We start from the raw sequence: 22,249 nt of genomic DNA, 5'->3' as shown, positions 1-22,249 counted from the left end.
GAGAACATTTGTGAAAGACTTAGTTAAGTTTTTAAAAGCACAGTCAAAAACCAGTGAAGATTTTGATGTGATTAAAATTGGGTTAGCTTCCCCAGATATGATCCGTTCTTGGTCATTTGGTGAAGTGAAGAAACCTGAAACCATTAACTACCGTACGTTCAAACCTGAACGTGATGGTCTTTTCTGTGCGCGTATCTTCGGGCCTGTAAAAGATTACGAATGTTTATGTGGTAAATATAAACGTTTAAAACACCGTGGTGTGATTTGTGAAAAATGTGGTGTTGAAGTCACTCAAACTAAAGTTCGTCGTGAACGTATGGGCCACATTGAACTTGCATCGCCAGTTGCACATATTTGGTTCTTAAAATCATTGCCGTCTCGTATTGGTTTACTTTTAGATATGCCATTGCGTGATATCGAACGTGTACTTTATTTTGAAATGTACATCGTGACCGAGCCAGGTATGACGGACTTAGAGCGCGGCCAGTTATTAACTGAAGAACAATACCTTGATGCTGAAGATCGCTGGCAAGATGAATTCGAAGCGAAAATGGGTGCTGAAGCGATTCAAGACCTCTTAAAAGGTATGGATCTTGAAGTTGAATGTGAAAAATTACGTGAAGAATTACAAGAAACTAACTCTGAAACTAAACGTAAAAAAATTACTAAACGCTTAAAATTATTAGAAGCATTTGTTCAATCTGGTAATAAACCAGAGTGGATGGTGATGACTGTATTACCAGTTCTTCCACCAGATTTACGTCCATTAGTACCATTAGACGGTGGTCGTTTTGCGACTTCAGATTTGAACGATTTATATCGTCGTGTAATCAACCGTAACAACCGTTTAAAACGTTTATTAGATTTAATTGCGCCAGATATTATTGTGCGCAACGAAAAACGTATGTTACAAGAATCTGTTGATGCATTATTAGATAATGGTCGCCGCGGCCGTGCAATCACGGGTTCTAACCGTCGTCCATTAAAATCATTAGCGGATATGATCAAAGGTAAACAAGGTCGTTTCCGTCAAAACTTATTAGGTAAACGTGTTGACTATTCAGGTCGTTCTGTAATCACTGTTGGTCCATACTTGCACTTACACCAATGTGGTTTGCCGAAGAAAATGGCCTTGGAATTATTCCGTCCGTTTATCTACGCTAAATTAGAAAGCCGTGGTTATGCTACGACAATCAAAGCGGCTAAGAAAATGGTTGAGCGTGAAGATGCGATCGTTTGGGATATTCTTGCAGAAGTTATTCGTGAACACCCAATTCTATTGAACCGTGCGCCAACACTTCACCGTTTGGGTATCCAAGCATTTGAACCGATTTTAATCGAAGGTAAAGCGATTCAATTACACCCACTCGTTTGTGCGGCGTTCAACGCGGACTTCGATGGTGACCAAATGGCGGTACACGTTCCATTAACGCTTGAAGCTCAATTAGAAGCGCGTGCGTTAATGATGTCAACCAACAACGTTCTTTCGCCAGCAAACGGTGATCCGATTATCGTTCCATCACAAGACGTGGTATTAGGTCTTTACTATATGACCCGCGAAAAAGTGAACGGTAAAGGCGAAGGTATGTTATTGCAAGATCCGCGCGAAGCTGAAAAAGCATATCGTACAGGTGAAGCCGAATTACATTCTCGCGTGAAAGTACGTATTACTGAATATGTGAAGAATGAAGCTGGTGAATTTGATGCGAAAACCACGCTGACTGATACAACTATCGGTCGTGCGATTTTATGGATGATTGCACCACAAGGTATGCCTTATTCATTGTTCAACCAAACATTAGGTAAAAAAGCCATTTCTAAACTTATTAACGAAGCTTATCGTCGTTTAGGTTTAAAAGAAGCGGTAATGTTTGCAGACCAAATTATGTATACCGGTTTTGCTTATGCGGCACGTTCTGGTTCATCAGTTGGTATTGATGATATGGAAATTCCAGCGAAGAAATACGAAATTATTTCTGCAGCGGAAGAAGAAGTGGCTGAGATCCAAGAGCAATTCCAATCAGGTCTTGTGACTGCTGGCGAACGCTATAATAAAGTAATCGATATTTGGGCCGCGGCGAATGAGCGCGTAGCGAAAGCGATGATGGAAAATTTATCTCAAGAAGAAGTCATCAATCGCGAAGGTAATCCTGAAAAACAAGCATCCTTTAACAGTATCTTTATGATGGCTGATTCTGGTGCGCGTGGTTCCGCAGCACAGATTCGTCAGTTAGCAGGTATGCGTGGTTTGATGGCTCGTCCAGATGGTTCGATCATCGAAACTCCAATTACAGCGAACTTCCGTGAAGGTTTGAACGTATTACAGTACTTTATTTCAACCCACGGTGCGCGTAAAGGTTTAGCGGATACCGCATTAAAAACCGCGAACTCAGGTTACTTAACTCGTCGCTTAGTTGATGTAGCACAAGACTTAGTGATCGTAGAAGATGATTGTGGTACGCACGAAGGCTTAGTCATGACCCCATTAATCGAAGGTGGTGATGAAAAAGTGCCACTTCGTGAATTAGTGTTAGGTCGTGTAGCGGCAGAAGATATTTTAAAACCAGGTACAGAAGAAGTATTAATTCCTCGTAACACGTTATTAGATGAAAAACTCTGTGATGTGTTGGATGCAAACTCTGTAGACAGCGTAAAAGTACGTTCTGTTGTAACTTGTGATACTGATTTTGGTGTATGTGCGAAATGTTATGGTCGTGATCTTGCGCGTGGTCATTTAATTAACCAAGGTGAAGCTGTGGGTGTTATTGCTGCTCAATCTATCGGTGAGCCGGGTACACAGTTAACCATGCGTACGTTCCATATCGGTGGTGCGGCATCTGCGGCAGCGAAAGAATCTAGTGTACAAGTTAAAAACACTGGTACATTACATTTAATGAATGCGAAATTCGTTACTAATGATGAAGGTAAATTAGTATTAACATCTCGTAATACTGAATTAACTATTACCGATGCATTTGGTCGTACTAAAGAACACTATAAAGTGCCTTACGGTGCGGTGTTAAGCAAAGGTGACGGTCAAGATGTAACGGCTGGCGAAACTATCGCAAATTGGGATCCACATACAATGCCAGTTGTCTCTGAAGTATCTGGTTTTGTGAAATTCGTTGATATTATTGATGGCTTAACTGTAACGCGTCAAACTGATGAATTAACAGGTTTATCATCAATCGTGGTTCAAGATGTGGGTGAACGTGCTACAGCTGGTAAAGATTTACGTCCAACCATTAAATTGGTTGATGCAAATGGCAACGATATTTTCTTACCTGAAACTGATGTTCTTGCACAGTACTTCTTACCTGGTAAAGCAATCGTAAGTTTAGACGATGGCGCAGCAGTAAAAGTGGGTGAACCATTAGCACGTATTCCGCAAGAATCCGTGGGTACTAAAGATATTACCGGTGGTCTACCACGCGTTGCGGATTTATTTGAAGCGCGTAAACCAAAAGAGCCTGCTATTTTGGCTGAAATTTCTGGTATCGTATCTTTCGGTAAAGAAACCAAAGGTAAACGCCGTTTATTAATTACTCCTGCGGAAGGTGAAACTTACGAAGAAATGATTCCAAAATGGCGTCAGCTCAACGTATTTGAAGGTGAGATGGTACAACGTGGTGACGTAATTTCTGATGGTGCTGAAACACCACATGATATTTTACGTTTACGTGGCGTGCGTGCAGTAACTGAATACATCGTGAACGAAGTGCAAGATGTTTACCGCTTACAAGGGGTAAAAATCAACGATAAACATATCGAAGTTATCGTTCGTCAAATGTTACGTAAAGCGGTAATTACCAAAGCTTACGACTCTGAATTCCTTGAAGGAGAACAAGTCGAAGTCGCTCGCGTGAAAATCGTTAACCGTCAACGTGAAGCAGAAGGCAAACCACCAGTTGAGTTTGAGCGCGAATTATTGGGTATCACCAAAGCGTCTCTTGCGACTGAATCCTTCATCTCTGCCGCATCGTTCCAAGAAACTACTCGTGTTCTTACCGAAGCAGCAGTGGCAGGTAAACGTGATGAATTACGTGGATTGAAAGAGAACGTAATCGTAGGTCGATTAATTCCTGCAGGTACAGGTTTTGCGTATCATCAAAATCGTCACAAACATCGTTTAGTAGATGATGTCGTAGCGAAATTATCTGAAGAAGATGAAGCTGCTATCGCTGATGAATTTGTCATGACTGCAGACGATGCAAGTGCAAACTTAGCTGAAATGCTTAATATGGCAGATGATGCGGAATAATTAATTCCCTATATAAGAAAACCCGAATGAAAGTTCGGGTTTTTTATTTGTATGAAAATTAGTAGACATTTTATTCCAGAACAATAAGTGTGTTTCTTTATAGAAATTTCACAAAAATTTGAGATTTTTAGAAAAGTCTGTTGTTGATGGCTGTGCTACACTTCGCTCAAATTTTTCAAAATAAGGATAATATTATGAGTACAACAAAACCTTTTCCTCTTCCAACGGGATATTTCGGTATTCCTCTTGGTTTAGCCGCTTTATCTTTGGCTTGGCTTCATCTAGAAAACTTATTTCCTGCTGCAAGAATGGTAAGTGATGTTCTTGGCATCGTAGCAAGTGCGGTCTGGATTTTATTTATTTTAATGTATGCGTATAAACTTCGTTATTACTTTGATGAAGTTCGTGCAGAGTATCATTGCCCAGTTCGCTTTTCCTTTATTGCGTTGATTCCTATTACAACCATGTTAGTGGGCGATATTATTTATCGTTGGAATCCTTTAATAGCTGAAGTGATGATTTGGGTTGGTACTGTAGGACAGTTACTTTTCTCATCATTGCGTATCAGTGAATTATGGCAAGGTGGTGTATTTGAACAAAAATCTACTCGTCCTCCGTTTTATTTGCCTGCGGTAGCGGCAAATTTCACAAGTGCAAGTTCATTGGCATTACTTGGTTACCATGATTTAGGTTATTTGTTCTTCGGTGCTGGAATGGTTGCATGGATTATTTTTGAGCCCGTATTATTACAACATTTGCGAATTTCATCTCTTGAGCCGCCATTTAGAGCCACAATGGGCATTATTCTGGCCCCTGCATTTGTGGGCGCATCCGCTTATTTGTCACTCAATCATGGCGAAGTGGATACTTTAGTTAAAATCCTTTGGGGATATGGATTCTTGCAATTATTTTTCTTATTGCGATTATTCCCTTGGATTGTGGAAAAAGGACTTAACATTGGCTTATGGGGATTCTCATTCGGATTGGCGTCTATGGCAAACAGTGCTATCGCTTTCTATGATGGTAATGTTTTACAAGGCGTGTCTATTTTTGCCTTTGTTTTCTCGAATTTAATGATTGGCTTATTAGTTCTAATGACAGTTATTAAATTAGCTAAAGGGCAGTTTTTCCTAAAATAAGGCATTTAAATCGACTAAGGCAGGGATTCCCTGCCTTATTTACATATTACATCTATTTGTCTTTTTCTATTTCAATCACTTCTACACAATTCAGTGTACCTGCTTTAATTCGCCATTTCACATTAAATTCATACAAACTCATACCATAAATACGATCACTCGGTTTACCTTGTTGATAGGCTGGACGAGGATCTTGCTCTAGCACTTGGCGAATAAAACGACTTAAGTGCGGTCGTTTTTCTTCTCGTTTTTTTACCGCACTTTTGGCTTGCTCGGTAAATTCAACAGTCAATTTTGCAGGTGGTTTTTCTTGAGCAAAGCTCGATTGCGCATTTGGCTCACTATCCGCATAGGCAATATAGGGTTTGATATCGAAAATCGGCGTGCCATCCACTAAATCCACCGCACCTAAATGGAGAAAAACATTACCGTTGATACATTCTACTTGACGTAATTCGACTTTGGATAAACCGATAGGATTTGGGCGGTGCGTTGCGCGCGAAGCAAACACGCCAACTCGTTGATTACCGCCTAACCGCGGAGGGCGTACGGTGGGTTGCCATTTTCCTTGTTGGATTTGGTCGAACTGAAAAATTAACCAAAGGTGACTGAATTGTTCCAATCCTCTCACAGCTTCAGGCGAATTATACGGCGGTAAGAGTTCTACAATGCCTACACCGTCTTCAACTAAATTAGGTTGGCGTGGTACGGAGAATTTTTCTTTATAAGGTGTGTGGATAATGGCGATAGGCGATAAGGTTAAATCATTCATAAATTGGGTGTCTTAGTGTAGAATACGCGGCTTATTGTAATCAAAAGTGCGGTCAAAAAAAAATGACAAATGAAAAATTGAAAATGTGGTGGGAAACGGCCCGACCGAAAACTTTGCCCTTAGCGTTGGCATCGATTTTCACGGGTTCGGCATTAGGTTATTGGGCGAATCCACAAGGTTTTAATGGGCTTGTAATGGCGCTTTGTTTACTCACAACAATTTTATTGCAGGTGCTTTCTAATTTTGCCAATGATTATGGGGATCATCAAAAAGGTTCAGATACTGAAGAGCGTATTGGGCCATTACGTGGCATTCAAAAAGGCGCCATTTCAGCAAAAGAACTGAAATGGGGATTAATTCTAATGGTGGTGGCAAGTTTTCTTTCAGGAAGTTTCTTGATTGGTATTGCTTATGAAACTCTCTCGGATTTATTCGCTTTCGCTGGGCTTGGCATTTTAGCTATTGTTGCAGCCATTACTTATACGGTTGGGGCAAAACCTTATGGCTATATGGGATTGGGCGATATTTCTGTATTGGTATTTTTTGGTTTGCTTGGTGTTGGTGGCACTTATTATTTGCAAACTCACAGTATTGATAGCCACATTATTTTGCCTGCTATTGGTTCTGGCTTATTGGCGAGTGCGGTATTAAATATCAATAATTTACGCGATATTGAACAGGATGCGAAAGCGGGCAAAAATACCCTAGCCGTCCGTTTAGGTGCGTATAAAGGGCGTGTTTATCATTGTATTTTATTAAGTGTGGCCGCCCTATGTTATTTAGCATTTGCGGTAGCAACGGCCATTTCTTGGACAAATTATTTATTTGTATTGGCAATGCCATTGTTAGCTAAACATGCGATCTTTGTTTATCGCAGTCAGCAGCCAAGTGAATTTCGTCCAATGTTGGCTCAAATGTCTATGATTTCGTTATTAATCAATATCTTGTTTAGTTTAGGCTTGCTTATCGGCTAAATCGGCATATACTAAAGCAAACAAAATTTCAACAATCGATAGGGGAAAGTTATGTTTATTGATACTTCAGAACTTTGCGATCTTTATGCAGAACAAGTAGATGTAGTGGAGCCAATTTTTTCAAGCTTTGGTGGCGTAAGTAATTTTTACGGTAAAGTCACTACGGTAAAATGCTTTGAAAGTAATGGATTAATTGCTGAAGTATTAGAAGAAAACGGTGAAGGTCGAGTGCTTGTTATTGATGGCGGTGGTGCGGTACGCCGTGGTTTGATTGATGCAGAATTGGCTCAACTTGCTGTTGATAATGGTTGGGAAGGCATTATTGTATATGGTGCAGTACGCCAAATTCAGCAATTAGAAAACCTCGATATTGGTATTCATGCCCTTGCGCCAATTCCAGTCAGTGCAGATGAAAGCACTGCCGGTGAGAGCGATATTCCAGTGAACTTTGGTGGCGTAACCTTTTTCCCAGAAGATTATATTTACGCAGATCTGACAGGAATTATACTTTCGCAAGAGCCCTTAGATTTAGATGATGAATAATACGCAAGAGTAAAAGTGATTTTTCCCTAAAAAGCTAGATTATTAAATCAAGGATTGAACTGGGTAATCTACAGATTAGTTATAATGTCTAATATGCTTATAATTCTAACAAGCAATGTATTGTGAATTGTTTTTTCTAGTTGTTTGAAAGTTTTAAACAGTTTTCCATCGTAGCGGTTAAATTACTTTCTTCAATTATCTGATGCTTATTCAGTAAGTTGAATAGGTTGCCAGTAAGTAAGATATTTTACCGTTTTGAAGATAAAAACTAATAACTTATTGCTTGACGGATTAATTGTATTTAGCCATAAAAATCTGCCCTTAATCAGTTGGTTATTTAGTCCAACTTTTAGGGGCAGATTAAAATTTTAATTAACTTAACTCTATGGAATGACGGGTAATTAACCTTTCTGTACGTTATATGCTTCCAATGCACGTAAAGAATAAGTATAAGCAGCACCTGCATTTAATGCGATAGACATTGCTAATGCTGCTGCGACTTCAGCTTCACTTGCACCTGCTTTTACAGCTTCTTCTGCGTGTACGCTAATGCAGCTTTCGCAACGAGTTGTTACAGCAACTGCTAATGCGATAAGTTCTCGAGTTTTAGCGTCAAGCACATTGCCTTCTGCCGCTGCTGCACCTAATGCTTGGTAAGCTTGTAACATTTTTGGATATTGTTTACCTAACGCACCAAATGATTTTTTAACGTGTGATGTTTCTTCTTTCCAATCTGCAAACATAATGTTCTCCTAAATATATTGAATTAATAACGAACTGGTGTGGCAAATTATAGACAGATTGGATTATGATACTTGCTTATTTATCTCAATTTTTATCGCTAACATCTCATTATGGATTATTTAGATAAACTCATCCATTTAGCACAAGTGCGTGGGGAAATTAATATTCGCTGTGAATTTCAAGGTGAATGGCAAGTTGCCCATCAAGAAAAAGATGCAGGAAAAGGCGTATTCCATCTTATTGAACAAGGCGAATGCTGGCTTACACTCGGACAAAAGCAATTTCATTTAAAGGAAGGTGATATCTTTTTCCTTCCCCAAAATCAACCGCACTTTATGCGTCATTCGTCTGATAAAACAAAGGACGCGTCATTGAAAAAAAGCTGGCAAGGTACATTTGAATTATATCAAGTAGGGCAAGGTACACCTGATTTAAAAATGTTCTGCGGTGCATTTTATTATCAGCAAGATGCTCTCCTCACAGCTTCTATGCCTGAATATTTGCATCTCAATTTATGTGATACAGCGATTCATCCTTTGGTTCAGCTTTTTTTACAAGAAGCACAAAAAAACGATGCAGGTACAAAATCAGTCGTCGATGCACTTTCGAATGTGCTTTTAATTTATATTTTACGCCATGCGATTCAAGAGAATTTAATTACAGGCGGTGTACTACTTGCGTTGCAAGACAAGCGATTAAATGCGGTGCTAGGTGCGATATTACAACGCCCTCAAGAAGATTGGCGAATTGAACAATTATCTGATCTTTCTGCAATGTCTCGTGCAAACTTTATTCGTGTTTTTCAACAACAACTTGGTATGTCGCCAGGGCGTTTTATTACTCAAGTGCGGTTACAATCGGCAGCGTTTTTATTAAAGCAATCCCAACAATCCGTACTTGCTATTGCTTTAGAAGTTGGGTATCAATCGGAGGCGCATTTTAGTAAAGCCTTCAAAAATTACTACCAACTCTCACCAAGCCAATACAGAAAATCTGCCAGCCTATAAATTGGAGAATTTTTGCGCTATAATCGCCAAGTTTTTTGAAAGGCAACATCTGTTGCCTTTTCTTTTTAAGGAAAAGATATGTTTAATAAAATTTTTTCGTGGTTTGAAAACCGTTTAAATCCTTATCCGGAAGGTAATCCAACAACACCTAAAAAAGGTTTATTGCGCTTTATTTGGTCTAGCATGGAAGGAATGAAAGGCTGGATTCTCTTACTGACAGTGCTAACGGTGGGTACTGGTGTAATGGAAGCCGTATTATTCCAATTTATGGGAACGCTTGTAGATTGGTTAGGAACATTCACGCCTGAGACATTATGGCAAGAAAAAGGTCATTTATTAATTGGTATGGCTGCCCTATTACTTGTTAGCATCATGTGGGGATTTTTAGCCTCTACCGTACGTTTACAAACCTTACAAGGCGTATTTCCAATGCGATTACGTTGGAATTTCCATCGTTTAATGCTTGGACAAAGTTTGAGTTTTTATCAAGATGAATTTGCCGGCAGAGTGTCTGCCAAAGTCATGCAAACCGCACTGGCTGTTCGTGATACAGTGCTCACACTTGCGGATATGTTTGTATATGTCATCGTATATTTTATTACATCAGGATTAGTTCTCGCAGCATTAGATTCTTGGTTCTTACTGCCATTTATTGCTTGGATTACGATTTTTGTTTTTATCCTACGAACCCTCATTCCTAAATTATCAAAAACTGCACAACGACAAGCGGACGCACGCTCGTTAATGACAGGACGCATTACAGATGCTTATTCCAATATCGCTACAGTAAAATTATTCTCTCATGGTTCACGTGAAGCCGCTTATGCCAAGCGTTCCATGGAAGATTTTATGGTGACAGTACACGCCCAAATGCGTTTAGCCACATCACTGGACACGCTCACCTATGCAGCTAATATTTTACTTACACTAAGCACCGCCGTACTCGGAATTATTTTATGGAAAAATGGTCAAGTTGGCGTGGGTGCAATAGCAACGGCAACGGCAATGGCATTACGAGTAAATGGGCTGTCTCGTTGGATTATGTGGGAATCTGCCCGTTTGTTTGAGAATATCGGAACCGTAAACGACGGAATGAATACTTTAACCAAACCTCACACTATTATAGATAAACCTCAAGCATCGCCGTTACAAGTGACACAAGGGGAAATTAAGTTTAACGACATTACCTTTGCTTATGATCCGACAAAACCATTGCTCAATCATTTCAATCTCACCATCAAACCTGGTGAAAAAGTCGGGCTGATCGGCCGTTCTGGTGCTGGAAAATCTACAATTGTGAACTTGTTGCTGCGTTTCTATGAAGCACAACAAGGTGCGATTACCATTGACGGGCAAGATGTACTAGATGTGCAACAAGAAAGCCTACGCCGCCAAATTGGCTTAGTGACTCAAGACACTTCGCTGCTACATCGCTCTGTTCGTGACAATATTATTTATGGACGACCTAATGCCACAGATGAAGAAATGGTTTTAGCAGCTGAACGAGCAGAAGCCGCTGATTTCATTCCACTCCTCACTGATGCTCAAGGCAGAAAAGGCTACGATGCCCATGTGGGTGAAAGAGGTGTAAAACTTTCTGGTGGTCAGCGTCAGCGCATTGCTATTGCTCGTGTCATGTTAAAAGATGCGCCAATTCTATTGTTAGATGAAGCCACAAGCGCGCTGGATTCAGAAGTAGAAGTGGCAATACAAGAAAGTCTCGATAAGATGATGGAAAATAAAACTGTGATTGCCATTGCCCATCGTTTATCCACCATCGCCGCAATGGATCGCCTGATTGTGCTTGATAAAGGGCAAATTGTTGAACAAGGTACCCATGCTGAATTACTGGAGCGTAATGGTCTGTACGCTAAACTTTGGAATCATCAAAGTGGCGGTTTTTTAAGTGAACATGCTGAATAATGTTGCTTTTCCGCTATAGGTAAAATCCATATAAAAAGGCACACATATAAAAATATGCGTGCCTTTTATCATTGTAATTTAACTGGCTTATAACTTACTTTTTAATACTTTCAATGCTCGTGCACGATGAGAAATTTTTTTCTTCTCAGCGGTTTCTAATTCAGCAAATGTGCAACCTTGTTCTGGGCTAAAGAATAAACTGTCATAACCAAAACCATTTTCGCCTTTTTCTTCAAAACCAATCACACCGTGACACTCACCTTCGGCAATAATTGGCGATGGATCCGTTGGATGTTGTAAAAACACGATACAGCTCACAAATTTGGCTTGGCGTTTATCTTGTGCAACATGAGCAAGCTCTGCCAATAATTTCTCACGGTTTTTAGCATCATTGCCCTCTTCACCAGCATAACGTGCAGAATATAGACCAGGTGCGCCATTAAGTGCGGAAACCACCAAACCTGAATCATCAGCAATAGCAGGTAAACCCGATTTTTCTGAGGCATAGCGCGCTTTTAATAACGCATTCTCAACGAAAGTTAAGCCTGTTTCTTCTGGGCTTTCAATGCCTAAATCTGTTTGTGCAATCACTTCAAAACCAAAATCAGATAGGACATCAGCCATTTCTTTCACTTTGCCTTTATTGCCTGTAGCAAGTACGATTTTTTGTTTCATAATCAGTCCTTTTATTGATGATAAGCTGCTGTTAAATCAGCCCAGTTTTGTTCGGTAAATTGAATATTCATTCGTCCAACTTCTTTTTCAAAGGAACGTTTTAAACGGTTCAGATTTTGTGCTTTCCAAAAATTTCCTGATTTTTCACCGCACTTATCAAAATCCAGTAACCAACATTTTTGCCCTTGTTCAGTTTGTTGAAGCAAAATATTATGTGCATTTAAGTCCGTATGGCAAATCTGTAAATCATGTAGTTTTCGAATCAAACGACCAATTTGCATCCAAGTTTCTTTTGGCAATGTTTGTGTTTGTAAAAGTGCGGTTAAATCCTGCGCATTTTCGATTTTCTCGGTCAAAATATCCGCTTGATAGCAAATACCTAACTTGCCTTTTTGAATACGTGCGGCAATCGGTTTAGGCACAGGTAAACCCGCTTCATACAAACGTTGCAACAAATGAAACTCAGCAAAACTACGGGTAGTTTCAAGAGCAGAAAAACGATAACGATCTTTGTTCAGTTTACCCCAAAGCCCACCGCGATAATAATGACGCAACGCACAATTTACGCCAAACCAATCTTCCGTTTGCAAGAAATAAGTGGTGCCTCGACCTTTTGCACTTCCTATCACTCGCTCTTGTTTTTGCCAAAATTCCGTGTGAAAAAACTCGGTTGCTTGCTCAAATGTGCGGTCAAAATTAAAGATAAAATATTGGTTATCTTGTTGGAATTGGTGCATGGGAATGTTGTTATGAATAGAAAATGGACCCATTCTACTTTAAAATAGGCGCAAGTTAAATGAGAAAGGAATGTCAATGCCACTTTTTACCGAAGCTCCAAAATCCCTTTGTATTCTCCGATTGTCAGCTGTAGGCGATGTCTGCCATGCCTTAGCTGTGGTTCAGCACATTCAGGCATGTTATCCCCAAACAGAAATTACGTGGATTGTAGGTAAAACCGAAATGGGTTTGCTTTCGGGTATTCCTAATGTCACGCTCATTCCTTACGATAAAAAAGCGGGATGGAAAGGCGTTTTATCACTCTGGAAACAACTAAAAAATAAACAGTTTGATGCGCTATTAAATATGCAAACAGCATTTCGTGCATCAATCCTTTCTTTAGGAATTAACGCAAAATTCAAAATTGGATTTGGAGAAAAACGTTCTCGCGAAGGACAATGGCTATTTGTAAATCGTCGTATCACCGATCCCTCATCGCCTCATGTATTAGATGGATTTATGACTTTCGCTGAATATATTGGCGTACCGAAATCAGAACCGAAATGGAAATTAGCTATCTCAGAAGATGATTATAAATTTGCCGATCAATTTATTGATTTCTCTCGTAAAAATTTATTAATTTCCCCTTGTTCTAGCAAAGCAGAAAAAGATTGGCTAATCGAACGTTATGCAGAGGTTGCCAATATTGCCCATCAGCATAATATCAATGTAATCTTCTGCAGTTCGCCAGCCAAACGAGAATTAGAAATAGTAGAAAAAATTACCGCACTTTGCCATTTCATGCCAACCAATATTGCAGGAAAAACAAACCTAAAACAGCTTACCGCTTTAATTTCTAAGGTTGATTTGGTACTTTCGCCAGATTCTGGCCCAGCCCATATTGCGACAACACAAGGAACACCCGTTATTGGCTTGTACGCGTATCACAATCCTTTGCGTACTGCGCCCTATAATAATTTAGATAACGTGGTATCAGTATATGAAGCAAATGCTCAAAAAGAATTTGGCAAAGCGTCATCTGAACTACCTTGGGCAAAGAAACTAAAAGGGAAAAATTTGATGGCAGAGATTCAAGTCGCCCCCGTCATTGAACAAATGAAAAAATTAGGATTATTCTAAAGAAAAAGCTCAGCTAATGTGATCTGCTTATCAAAAGTTAGAGTATTAAATCAAGAACTGAGTTCTGTAATCCACAGGGCTTGGTCTTTTCAGTTCTCATTGAATACGCTCATGATTGTAATAATGAATGTACTCGTGAATTGTTTTTGAACTACTCGAAAGTATCAAACTATTTTCTCTCGTAGCATTCTGTTTTTAATCACCAAAGTAGCTTCTATTGCTCGACATCTAAACGATTTTCTTTTCTCGATATACTACCATTGTTGAATAGCCATGAAAAATCTGCACCTTAATCAGTTGGTTATTTAGTCCAACTTTTGGGGGCAGATCATTTTTATAAGGCTTTATTATTAGGTATAAAAAGTATCATTCAGCATTACAGAATCATTTTCACCAATTTATCCGCTTTAATTCGTGCAAATTTTTTCAAAAGTTTTTGCACAGGTTCTGGGTATTGATTCAATTCTTCTAATTCAGTGTAATGTTTTAATACTTTTGTATGTTGGCGAATTTGGTTTTGCTCTTTTTCCACTTGAGCTAAAAGCTGTTGTTGTGGATCGTAAATTAATAATCCATTTTCCGCATCCAAACGCCATGCTCGAGGATTAAGATTATTGCCTGTAAGTAAAATATAACGGTTATCTACCCAAACACCTTTTAAGTGGTAGGTATTATCGCCATCACGCCACAAACGCACCACAAGCTGACCATTTTCAATTTGTGACTCAAATTTTTCACAGAAACGGCGAAGATTACTTTCATAAAGATAAGGTAACGCCCCCGCCATTTTGAATGGTTGATCTGGTGGAATATAAAAATCGTTTGCGACTTTATCGCCAACAATAATTTCTACTCGTTTACCGTTTTCCAATAACGTTGCTATTTTATGTTGCAATGTGCGTGGGAAATTAAAATATGGCGTACAAATCACCAATTTTTCTTGTACTTGTAAGAATAAATCTTCAATTACTTGATTTAATTCATTGCCCGATGCGCCTAAGCCAAACAGTGGCGATACGCTTAAAACATTCGGTAATTTCACCGCACTTTTTAATGAATATTCACCATTTTGTGCAAGGTCTTTACGGTAAGCTCTAATATTGCCGCGAATCTCTTTGGTGCGAGGGCGGTTGGTAACATCAAGTGGATAAACTGCACTGAAATCTAACAAGTAATCATTGATGAAATTCACCATTGAATCAGCTAATTCGACATGAGTGATTTTTTGATAGCGATCGTAACGATATTTTTCAAATTGATGAAGATAGACATTATTAATGCTTGCACCGCTATAAAGCACCGTATCATCAAATACAAAGCCTTTAATGTGTAATACACCAAAAACTTCGCGTGTATTAATTGGCACGCCAAAGAACATATTCGGATCATCAGGTAACTGATAAGTTTGACGTTGCTCGCAATACCAATCTGCATTGGTAGCCGATTTTTTCGCCCCTAATAAATTGCGTTGTGCGCGATGCCAATCTATGAGAATTTTTACATCCAAGTGTGGATTTTCTTGCTTCACGCGATAAATTTCATCGAGAATTTCCTGCCCCGCTTCATCTTTTTGCCAATAAAGTGCGGTGACATAAATACGTTTTTTTGCGTTTCTGATTAATTCAATAATTTGAGTTTTAAATTCAGCCGGGCTACCCAAAAATTCAATTTGCTCAGCTTGCAAAGCAAGGAATGGCAAATTATTTAAATTTTGTTCAGCTCGTTTGGTTTTATTGATTAACATAATCCATCTCGTGATTAAAGACTAGTGCGTTAGTTTACAATATTTCACGCGCTTATTAATAGAAAAAAGGCTTTTTTTCGTTATAATGCTCACAAATTTTAGCATTTTTTGGCTAAAAAATATTCATTTTACTCAGGGAAACCCTATGAACAACAAACGTAAACCGTCTTTTCAATCCGCCGGCAGATCCTTTCAAGAACGCTCAGTAGGTGAAAAATACAGAGGAAAACCAACTCAAAATCGACCGCACTCTAATGATAAATTTAATGGAAATAGAAACGAAAAATCTCGTTTTTCTCGTGATAAACAAGAAGTGAAAGAAACTAAAATTACACAACTTTCTTTATCTCGTGCACCATCAAATAAAAATGCAGAACAATCTAAGGTTCAAGTGACGATAAAAAGTACTGGTACGGTTTATAAAACAAAAGAAAAGAAAACGGGTGCGCTTTCTCCTCGTGCGCCTGAAAAAATTAAGAAAAACCGTGCTGAAGAAATGAAAGTTTACGGTGAAAATGCCTGTTTAGCTTTATTTGCAGAACGCCCTGAAAGTATTGTTCGATTGTGGGCAACCGTACAAATGTCACACAAAATTGGCGAGGTATTGAGTTATTTAGCCGAAAACAAGAAGGCTTATCATGTTGTAGATAGCGAAGAATTAGCTCGAGTAAGTGGAACAGAACATCATGGTGGCATTTGTTTATTAGTGAAGAAACCGCGTGCTTTCACGTTGCAAGGGTATTTGGATATTCCTCGTGAAGAGGATTGTTTAGTGCTATTAGACAACGTGAATAATGCGCAAAATATTGGTGGCGTATTGCGTACTTGTGCTTATTTTGGCGTAAAAAATATTGTCGCCGATAATGTGGAAAATCTGTATTCGGGAGCCTCAATGCGCATAGCAGAAGGTGGCGCAGAATATATTCGAGTGTTAGAAACGGATTATATCGATTCAGCTTTAATGCAATTGCGCAAATCAGGCTATCAAATTATTCACGTATCGCACAATAAACAAGGCGAGCCGTTGGATAAAGTGCGGTTAAAAAATAAAGTGGTTTTTGTGCTAAGTGAAAGTTCTACGGAAAGTTTAGCGACGCCAGAAGACACACAAGTACGTTTAACGCTCGCAAGCCCAATTAAATCAGGCTTAAACATTGTAGTGAATGCGGGGGTGTTGTTAGCGCACTGGTATTTTAAGTGAACTTTTAGTTTGGCATAGATATATTTATTTATTGCTAACTATGGTAATAGTTTAACCTTTGGTGAAGTGTCTATCTCCCTTAAAGTATAGAATTAAAACTAGCCTAGAGTATATTTATCCTTGATACAGATCATGCAGTTTTTATATTTCCAATGACTCATTGATTTCCGTTCATAGGGGGGGATATAATTTGTACTCTTTTTATATAACAACAGCGAAGTTTGTAACAAATATCATAAATAAGGAATAATCAATGACATATAATCCTACAGGCAACAATTGTGTAAAACACAATAAACATCAACCGCACTTTAGTGCAAAAATTTCTCTTGTTTCCCTTTCTCTCTTTTCTGCTTTAAGTGCGCCAGCATGGGCGGATGTTACTCTCACACAAGAAGAATACAACACGTTAATTAGTCGAATTACCCAATTAGAAGAAAAAATGGGCAAAAATGGTGCTGGTGGTACAGCTGTTGGGAACAACGCACAAGCAACAAAAACTGACGCAATAGCGATGGGGACAAAGTCTAAAGCCACTGAAATTAATACAACTGCGTTAGGTGCATACGCGGAGGCAACTGATCAATATGGTATTGCAGTTGGCGCAGATGCTTATTCGGTAGGAGAACGAGCAATTGCGATTGGTGTGCATACTAGTGAAAAAGAAATGAAGAAATTCTATGATGATCCAAATAAATTAAGAGAATTTCTGAATTATGATAGTACGATTAAAAGCAATATCACCGATCAAGCGGTCATTTCTGAACTTACTAACGCAACACAGGGTGAAACAAAACTAGCAGAACTTATTAAAGATGACGCCCGACTCAAACAACTTATTCCAGATCAGAAAAAACGTGATGCTTTTATTGCTTATGCAAAAAGTGTCGCGGAGGCTCGTGCAACATTAGATAAGCAAAAAGCGTTATATCCAAAGAATCCTGAATTAGCTCGTTTTGGGTTAGCCAACCCATTTGGTGCAACAGGAGGCAAAGCTATTGCGATTGGTGATGAATCATTAGCTTCTGGTTCCTATTCTGTTGCGCTAGGTGCTGAATCAAAAGCAACTAACTATGCAAGTATCGCAACAGGATATAAGGCTAAGGCGACGGGAGTGCAAGCATTAGCAAATGGTTTTGCAGCTGAGGCTGGAGGAGATTATAGTCTTGCTATTGGTACCGCAGCTAAGGTAGAGGAAAGTTCTCAAACTGAACGTTCTATAGCTATTGGATATGGTGCTCAGTCAAAAGTTGGATTGTCTGTTGCTATTGGTCCTGAAGCTAAAAATGATTCTATTAAGCAAGGTTCTCCATTCCACACAGCAGCTACTGCTATTGGTTATAAGTCTTATACTGGAGGTGTAGGTTCTGTTGCATTAGGTAATCTTGCTAAAGCGAATGTGGATCATAAAAACTATGGTATCGCGTTAGGTACGGGATCTATTGCTAATGGTACAAGAGCTGTTTCTATTGGTACTAACGCTGAAACAGGAGGAGAAAATAGTACTGCCGTTGGTGACCGTGCAAAAACTATAGGGATTTACTCAACTGCATTAGGTGCAACATCACTGGCTTGGGGACATTACTCTATTGCTATTGGCACGCAAGTTGATCAGCAGGGGCGTAATACTGCGTATGGTACACGTGGCTTTGGCAGTATGGCTATTGGTTTATATACCTATTCACATGGAATATATAGTATTGCTCAAGGGCAAGAAGCTCGAGCAAATTATAATAGCTCTATCGCATTGGGCTATCAAAGCCAAGCTAATGCCGTAAAATCTATTGCTATGGGGGATAATGCTCAAACAACAGGCGTTAATTCTGTTGCACTTGGTCCAAGTGCTATGGCTACATTTAATTCGACAGTAGCTCTAGGAGATAACTCTTTGGCAAATACAAAAAGCGATGTAATTGGTTTTGATCCATTAGGCTATGCATCTACAGCATATAATGCGACTAAACCAGAAACGCTACTAAAAGATATGAGTACTGTTCTATCAGCTGAGAAATTAGAAGCTTATAACAACTTACGAGCAAAGATTATTGAGTTAGACGAGAAGATTTTTTCGTATAATGAAACCTTAAAGGTATCGGAATATGACCGTTTATATGGCAAAACTGAAGATATTCGTAATAAGGCTTCAGAAACGACGACAAAGATGCGTAAGAATCGTGATGATGCCATTGCAGCTAAAAAATTGGCACTAGCAGAGATTCAAGCCAACTACAATGATGCCAACACTTGGAGAAGTTCTGCCGGTGCGGTATCTGTAGGTAATTCAGATTTAGGTATCACTCGCCAAATCACGAATGTTGCTGCGGGTTCAGAAGATACTGACGCAGTGAATGTGGCACAATTAAAAGCCTTGGCAGCTGCACCTGTGCTATTTTATAACAGCGGAAGTGGTAATGGTGCTAACTTTAATATTGGCACACCACTTACACAACTAGGTTCACCGTTTAATTTAACGAATCTTCGTTTTTCTTTTGGTAATGGCTTAAAAGCATCGCTACAAAAGGATAAAAATAATAATCAGGTTCTATTTATGGAATTAGATAGCGATGCCATTAAAACTAATCCTGATTTGAAAGGGCAAAATGGTAGAGACGGCAGAGATGGTAAAGATGGACAAAACGGTAGAGATGGCATAAACGGCAGAGACGGCAGAGATGGTAATAGCCTTACACCAAATGACATCGTTAATGTTAAAGAGGTTCACACTGGCAATACAGTTATGAACACCAATGGCGTAACCATTAATACAGGCAATAAAACTGTTTCTATTACTGAAAACGGCTTAAATAATGGCGGAAATAAAGTAGTGAATGTAGCCGCTGGTGAGATTTCTGCAATATCAAAAGAGGCGGTAAATGGTCAGCAATTATATGAAACTAATCAATCTGTGGCACAAAATACACGTGCAATTAATCAATTAAACAATAAAATGGATGAAGTTGATCGTCGCGGACGTCGAGGCGTTGCTATTGCGGGTGCAATGGGTTTGTTGCCTCAGCCACATACTTCAGGTAGATCATCTATAAGTACCGCCACCACGTATTATCGTGGAGAACAAGCTTTAGCAGTTGGATATTCTCGTTTGGCAGATAATGGTAAACATATTGTTAAATTTAGTGGAGCATCCAATATGTCAGGTAAGAAAGATGTTATGGTTGGGGCTGCTTATGGTTATGAATGGTAATTAAGCGCTTTTTATCAGTTCAAGGGGAGAATTTTCTCCCCTTTAAAATTTCAAATAAAAGTCTTTAGTCAATTCAATAAACGCTTCCGTGTATTGATTATCCTCATCATAAATCACTAATTGATCTTGAATTAAAACTTCGGGTTGTTTGGCAAAGGTGAGCAACATTCTATGGGGCGTTTTTCCCATTTTTGTAATGACATTCGTTTGTTTTATGCAAAAAAGTGCGGTGGATTTTATAAGCGTTTTGCCTGCATCATAAGGCAAAACAAAACTTATTCTCCCATTTTCTGATAAGCGCGTGGCTGCCCATTCTAACCAATTTAAGTGGTTTTGCTTGGTATAACGAGCCAATTCTCTTTCCTCATTTTTGCAAGCAATACCTTGTTCAAAATAAGGTGGATTTGCCACAATTAAATCAAAGGTTTGTTCAATGGTTTGTAAAAAATGTTGTATATCCGTTTGAATAAGTTGAATGCGATTTTTCCATGCTGAATCATTGATGTTTTCTTGCGCTTGTTTTGCTGCAATGGGATCCAACTCAACCGCTTGAATTTGGCAGTTTTCTTTTGTTCGTTGTGCCAACATTAAAGCCAATAATCCTGTGCCACTGCCCATATCTAAAATATTTTTACAATGCTTTACATCTGCCCAAGTACCTAACAAAATGCCATCAGTGCCGACTTTCATCGCACAAGAATCTTGATTGATATGGAATTGTTTAAAGGTAAATCCGCTCATAAATTTTTCGTAAATTGACCGCACTTTTAGGTGCTTTTCGGGTATAATTCGCGCCAATTTTAACAAAGAACCGCACAATAATGAATTTATCCCAATTTGAACAATTCGATCTTTCTCCTGAGCTTTTAAAGGCGCTTGAGAAAAAAGGTTATTCCCGCCCAACAGCTATTCAAATGGAAGCCATTCCAGCAGCAATGGAAGAGCGTGATGTATTAGGCTCTGCACCAACGGGAACAGGGAAAACTGCTGCTTTTTTATTACCTGCGCTACAACATTTATTGGATTATCCGCGTCGTAAACCAGGCCCGCCGCGTATTTTGGTATTAACGCCAACCCGTGAACTGGCAATGCAAGTAGCTGAACAAGCGGAAGAATTAGCGCAGTTCACCCATTTAAATATTGCGACAATTACAGGTGGTGTGGCGTATCAAAATCACGGCGATGTATTCAATACCAATCAAGATTTAGTGGTGGCTACGCCCGGTCGTTTATTGCAATACATTAAGGAAGAAAATTTTGATTGCCGTTCCGTTGAAATACTGATTTTTGACGAAGCCGATAGAATGTTACAAATGGGATTTGGGCAGGATGCGGAAAAAATTGCAGCTGAAACCCGTTGGCGAAAACAAACCTTGTTGTTTTCTGCAACCTTGGAAGGGGAGCTATTGATCGATTTCGCGGATCGTTTGTTGAATGATCCTGTGAAAGTAGATGCGGAACCAAGCCGTCGAGAAAGAAAAAAAATTAATCAATGGTATTATCACGCAGACAGCAATGAACACAAAATTAAATTGCTCGCACGCTTTATCGAAACTGAAGACGTGACGCGTGGGATTGTGTTTGTTCGTCGTCGTGAAGATGCGCGTGAACTTTCTGAAACATTGCGTAAACGAGGAATTCGTTCCGCGTATTTAGAAGGTGAAATGGCACAAACCCAACGTAACAATGCGATTGATAAATTGAAATCAGGTATTGTGACTGTATTGGTTGCAACGGATGTGGCGGCGCGTGGTATTGATATTGACGATGTAAGCCATGTTATGAATTTTGATTTGCCGTATAGTGCGGATACTTATTTACATCGAATTGGACGTACTGCGCGAGCAGGCAAAAAGGGCACTGCGGTCTCTTTTGTTGAAGCCCATGATTACAAGTTACTAGGTAAAATTAAACGCTATACCGAGGAAATTTTAAAGGCACGCATTTTAGAAGGTTTAGAACCCCGCACCAAGCCACCAAAAGATGGTGAAGTGAAATCTGTCAGCAAAAAACAAAAGGCACGTATTAAAGAAAAACGTGAAGAAAAGAAAAAAACAGAGGCAAAGAAAAAAGTGAAATTACGTCATAAGGATACGAAAAATATCGGTAAACGACGTAAGCCAAGTAACTCAAATACTGAACAATAATTTAATGATAAGAAAGCCTTTCCTAAGATTTTGGAAAGGCTTTTGTCTATGCTTGATTTA

The 22,249-nt window shown here is 39.2% G+C and carries 16 protein-coding genes and 1 pseudogene; 10 read left to right on the top strand and 7 right to left on the bottom strand.

The features are described 5' to 3' along the window. The first annotated feature begins 10 nt into the window (after nucleotides 1–10). Together rpoC and tehA are read left to right on the top strand one after the other, a co-directional pair. The gene (rpoC, locus tag AAX18_RS02150) at nucleotides 11–4,261 is read left to right on the top strand and encodes a DNA-directed RNA polymerase subunit beta' (RefSeq protein ID WP_005633056.1); all 4,251 of its coding nucleotides are present in this window, start codon (nucleotides 11–13) and stop codon (nucleotides 4,259–4,261) included. A 194-nt stretch (nucleotides 4,262–4,455) separates the two neighbouring features. Further along, nucleotides 4,456–5,400 (top strand): dicarboxylate transporter/tellurite-resistance protein TehA, encoded by a 945-nt coding sequence (gene tehA / locus AAX18_RS02145; protein ID WP_032825599.1) that lies wholly within the window; start codon nucleotides 4,456–4,458, stop codon nucleotides 5,398–5,400. Between the two features lie 52 nt (nucleotides 5,401–5,452). Here tehA and tsaA read toward each other — a convergent pair whose 3' ends face one another. Next, on the bottom strand, nucleotides 5,453–6,172 hold the full coding sequence (gene tsaA, locus AAX18_RS02140; RefSeq protein WP_005627666.1) for a tRNA (N6-threonylcarbamoyladenosine(37)-N6)-methyltransferase TrmO: 720 nt from the start codon (nucleotides 6,170–6,172) through the stop codon (nucleotides 5,453–5,455). A gap of 62 nt (nucleotides 6,173–6,234) precedes the next feature. Between tsaA and menA the strand changes: the two genes are divergently transcribed. Together menA and rraA are read left to right on the top strand one after the other, a co-directional pair. Then, the gene (gene menA, locus AAX18_RS02135; RefSeq protein ID WP_046952799.1) at nucleotides 6,235–7,146 is read left to right on the top strand and encodes a 1,4-dihydroxy-2-naphthoate octaprenyltransferase; all 912 of its coding nucleotides are present in this window, start codon (nucleotides 6,235–6,237) and stop codon (nucleotides 7,144–7,146) included. Nucleotides 7,147–7,197: 51 nt separating this feature from the next. After that, nucleotides 7,198–7,689 carry a ribonuclease E activity regulator RraA gene (gene rraA, locus AAX18_RS02130; RefSeq protein WP_005627670.1) on the top strand — a complete coding sequence of 164 codons (492 nt, stop codon included), beginning with the start codon at nucleotides 7,198–7,200 and terminating at the stop codon, nucleotides 7,687–7,689. Nucleotides 7,690–8,090: 401 nt separating this feature from the next. On the opposite strand, the gene AAX18_RS02125 is transcribed toward rraA, so the two are convergent. Then, nucleotides 8,091–8,432: a carboxymuconolactone decarboxylase family protein gene (locus AAX18_RS02125; RefSeq protein WP_005627672.1), complete on the bottom strand. Its 342-nt coding sequence runs from the start codon at nucleotides 8,430–8,432 to the stop codon at nucleotides 8,091–8,093. 111 nt (nucleotides 8,433–8,543) lie between these two features. Here AAX18_RS02125 and AAX18_RS02120 point away from each other — a divergent pair, with 111 nt between their 5' ends. After that, nucleotides 8,544–9,440 carry a cupin domain-containing protein gene (locus AAX18_RS02120; protein WP_046952798.1) on the top strand — a complete coding sequence of 299 codons (897 nt, stop codon included), beginning with the start codon at nucleotides 8,544–8,546 and terminating at the stop codon, nucleotides 9,438–9,440. Between the two features lie 78 nt (nucleotides 9,441–9,518). Then, a complete protein-coding gene (locus AAX18_RS02115) occupies nucleotides 9,519–11,363 on the top strand; it encodes an ABC transporter ATP-binding protein (protein WP_005627677.1) in 1,845 nt (614 codons plus the stop codon). Between the two features lie 87 nt (nucleotides 11,364–11,450). Here the strand turns inward: AAX18_RS02115 and rdgB are convergent, their stop codons facing one another. Both rdgB and AAX18_RS02105 read right to left on the bottom strand, forming a co-directional pair. After that, a complete protein-coding gene (rdgB, locus tag AAX18_RS02110; protein WP_005642741.1) occupies nucleotides 11,451–12,038 on the bottom strand; it encodes an RdgB/HAM1 family non-canonical purine NTP pyrophosphatase in 588 nt (195 codons plus the stop codon). Nucleotides 12,039–12,049: 11 nt separating this feature from the next. After that, on the bottom strand, nucleotides 12,050–12,775 hold the full coding sequence (locus AAX18_RS02105; protein WP_046952810.1) for a 3-deoxy-D-manno-octulosonic acid kinase: 726 nt from the start codon (nucleotides 12,773–12,775) through the stop codon (nucleotides 12,050–12,052). A 76-nt stretch (nucleotides 12,776–12,851) separates the two neighbouring features. Here AAX18_RS02105 and AAX18_RS02100 point away from each other — a divergent pair, with 76 nt between their 5' ends. Continuing rightward, nucleotides 12,852–13,895 (top strand): glycosyltransferase family 9 protein, encoded by a 1,044-nt coding sequence (locus AAX18_RS02100; protein WP_046952797.1) that lies wholly within the window; start codon nucleotides 12,852–12,854, stop codon nucleotides 13,893–13,895. A gap of 96 nt (nucleotides 13,896–13,991) precedes the next feature. Here the strand turns inward: AAX18_RS02100 and AAX18_RS08835 are convergent. Further along, nucleotides 13,992–14,094 (bottom strand): annotated as a pseudogene (locus AAX18_RS08835) (IS3 family transposase); the annotation flags it as partial. A gap of 177 nt (nucleotides 14,095–14,271) precedes the next feature. After that, nucleotides 14,272–15,639 (bottom strand): CDP-diacylglycerol--serine O-phosphatidyltransferase, encoded by a 1,368-nt coding sequence (gene pssA, locus AAX18_RS02095; RefSeq protein ID WP_046952796.1) that lies wholly within the window; start codon nucleotides 15,637–15,639, stop codon nucleotides 14,272–14,274. A 145-nt stretch (nucleotides 15,640–15,784) separates the two neighbouring features. Between pssA and AAX18_RS02090 the strand changes: the two genes are divergently transcribed. Together AAX18_RS02090 and AAX18_RS02085 are read left to right on the top strand one after the other, a co-directional pair. Next, entirely contained in the window at nucleotides 15,785–16,840 is a 1,056-nt protein-coding gene (locus AAX18_RS02090) for a tRNA/rRNA methyltransferase (RefSeq protein ID WP_046952795.1), read from the top strand. Nucleotides 16,841–17,093: 253 nt separating this feature from the next. Continuing rightward, entirely contained in the window at nucleotides 17,094–20,042 is a 2,949-nt protein-coding gene (locus tag AAX18_RS02085; protein ID WP_046952794.1) for a YadA-like family protein, read from the top strand. 42 nt (nucleotides 20,043–20,084) lie between these two features. Here the strand turns inward: AAX18_RS02085 and AAX18_RS02080 are convergent, their stop codons facing one another. After that, complete coding sequence (locus AAX18_RS02080; RefSeq protein ID WP_046952793.1) at nucleotides 20,085–20,783, bottom strand: tRNA1(Val) (adenine(37)-N6)-methyltransferase; 699 nt, start codon at nucleotides 20,781–20,783, stop codon at nucleotides 20,085–20,087. 80 nt (nucleotides 20,784–20,863) lie between these two features. Here AAX18_RS02080 and srmB point away from each other — a divergent pair, with 80 nt between their 5' ends. Next, nucleotides 20,864–22,189 carry an ATP-dependent RNA helicase SrmB gene (gene srmB, locus AAX18_RS02075; RefSeq protein ID WP_046952792.1) on the top strand — a complete coding sequence of 442 codons (1,326 nt, stop codon included), beginning with the start codon at nucleotides 20,864–20,866 and terminating at the stop codon, nucleotides 22,187–22,189. The last annotated feature ends 60 nt before the right edge of the window (nucleotides 22,190–22,249 follow it).

Origin of the sequence: Haemophilus haemolyticus, from assembly GCF_001008205.1 — a bacterium.
GTDB classification, from domain to species: domain Bacteria; phylum Pseudomonadota; class Gammaproteobacteria; order Enterobacterales; family Pasteurellaceae; genus Haemophilus; species Haemophilus haemolyticus_Q.
This window is presented reverse-complemented; position numbering and strand designations above follow the sequence as displayed.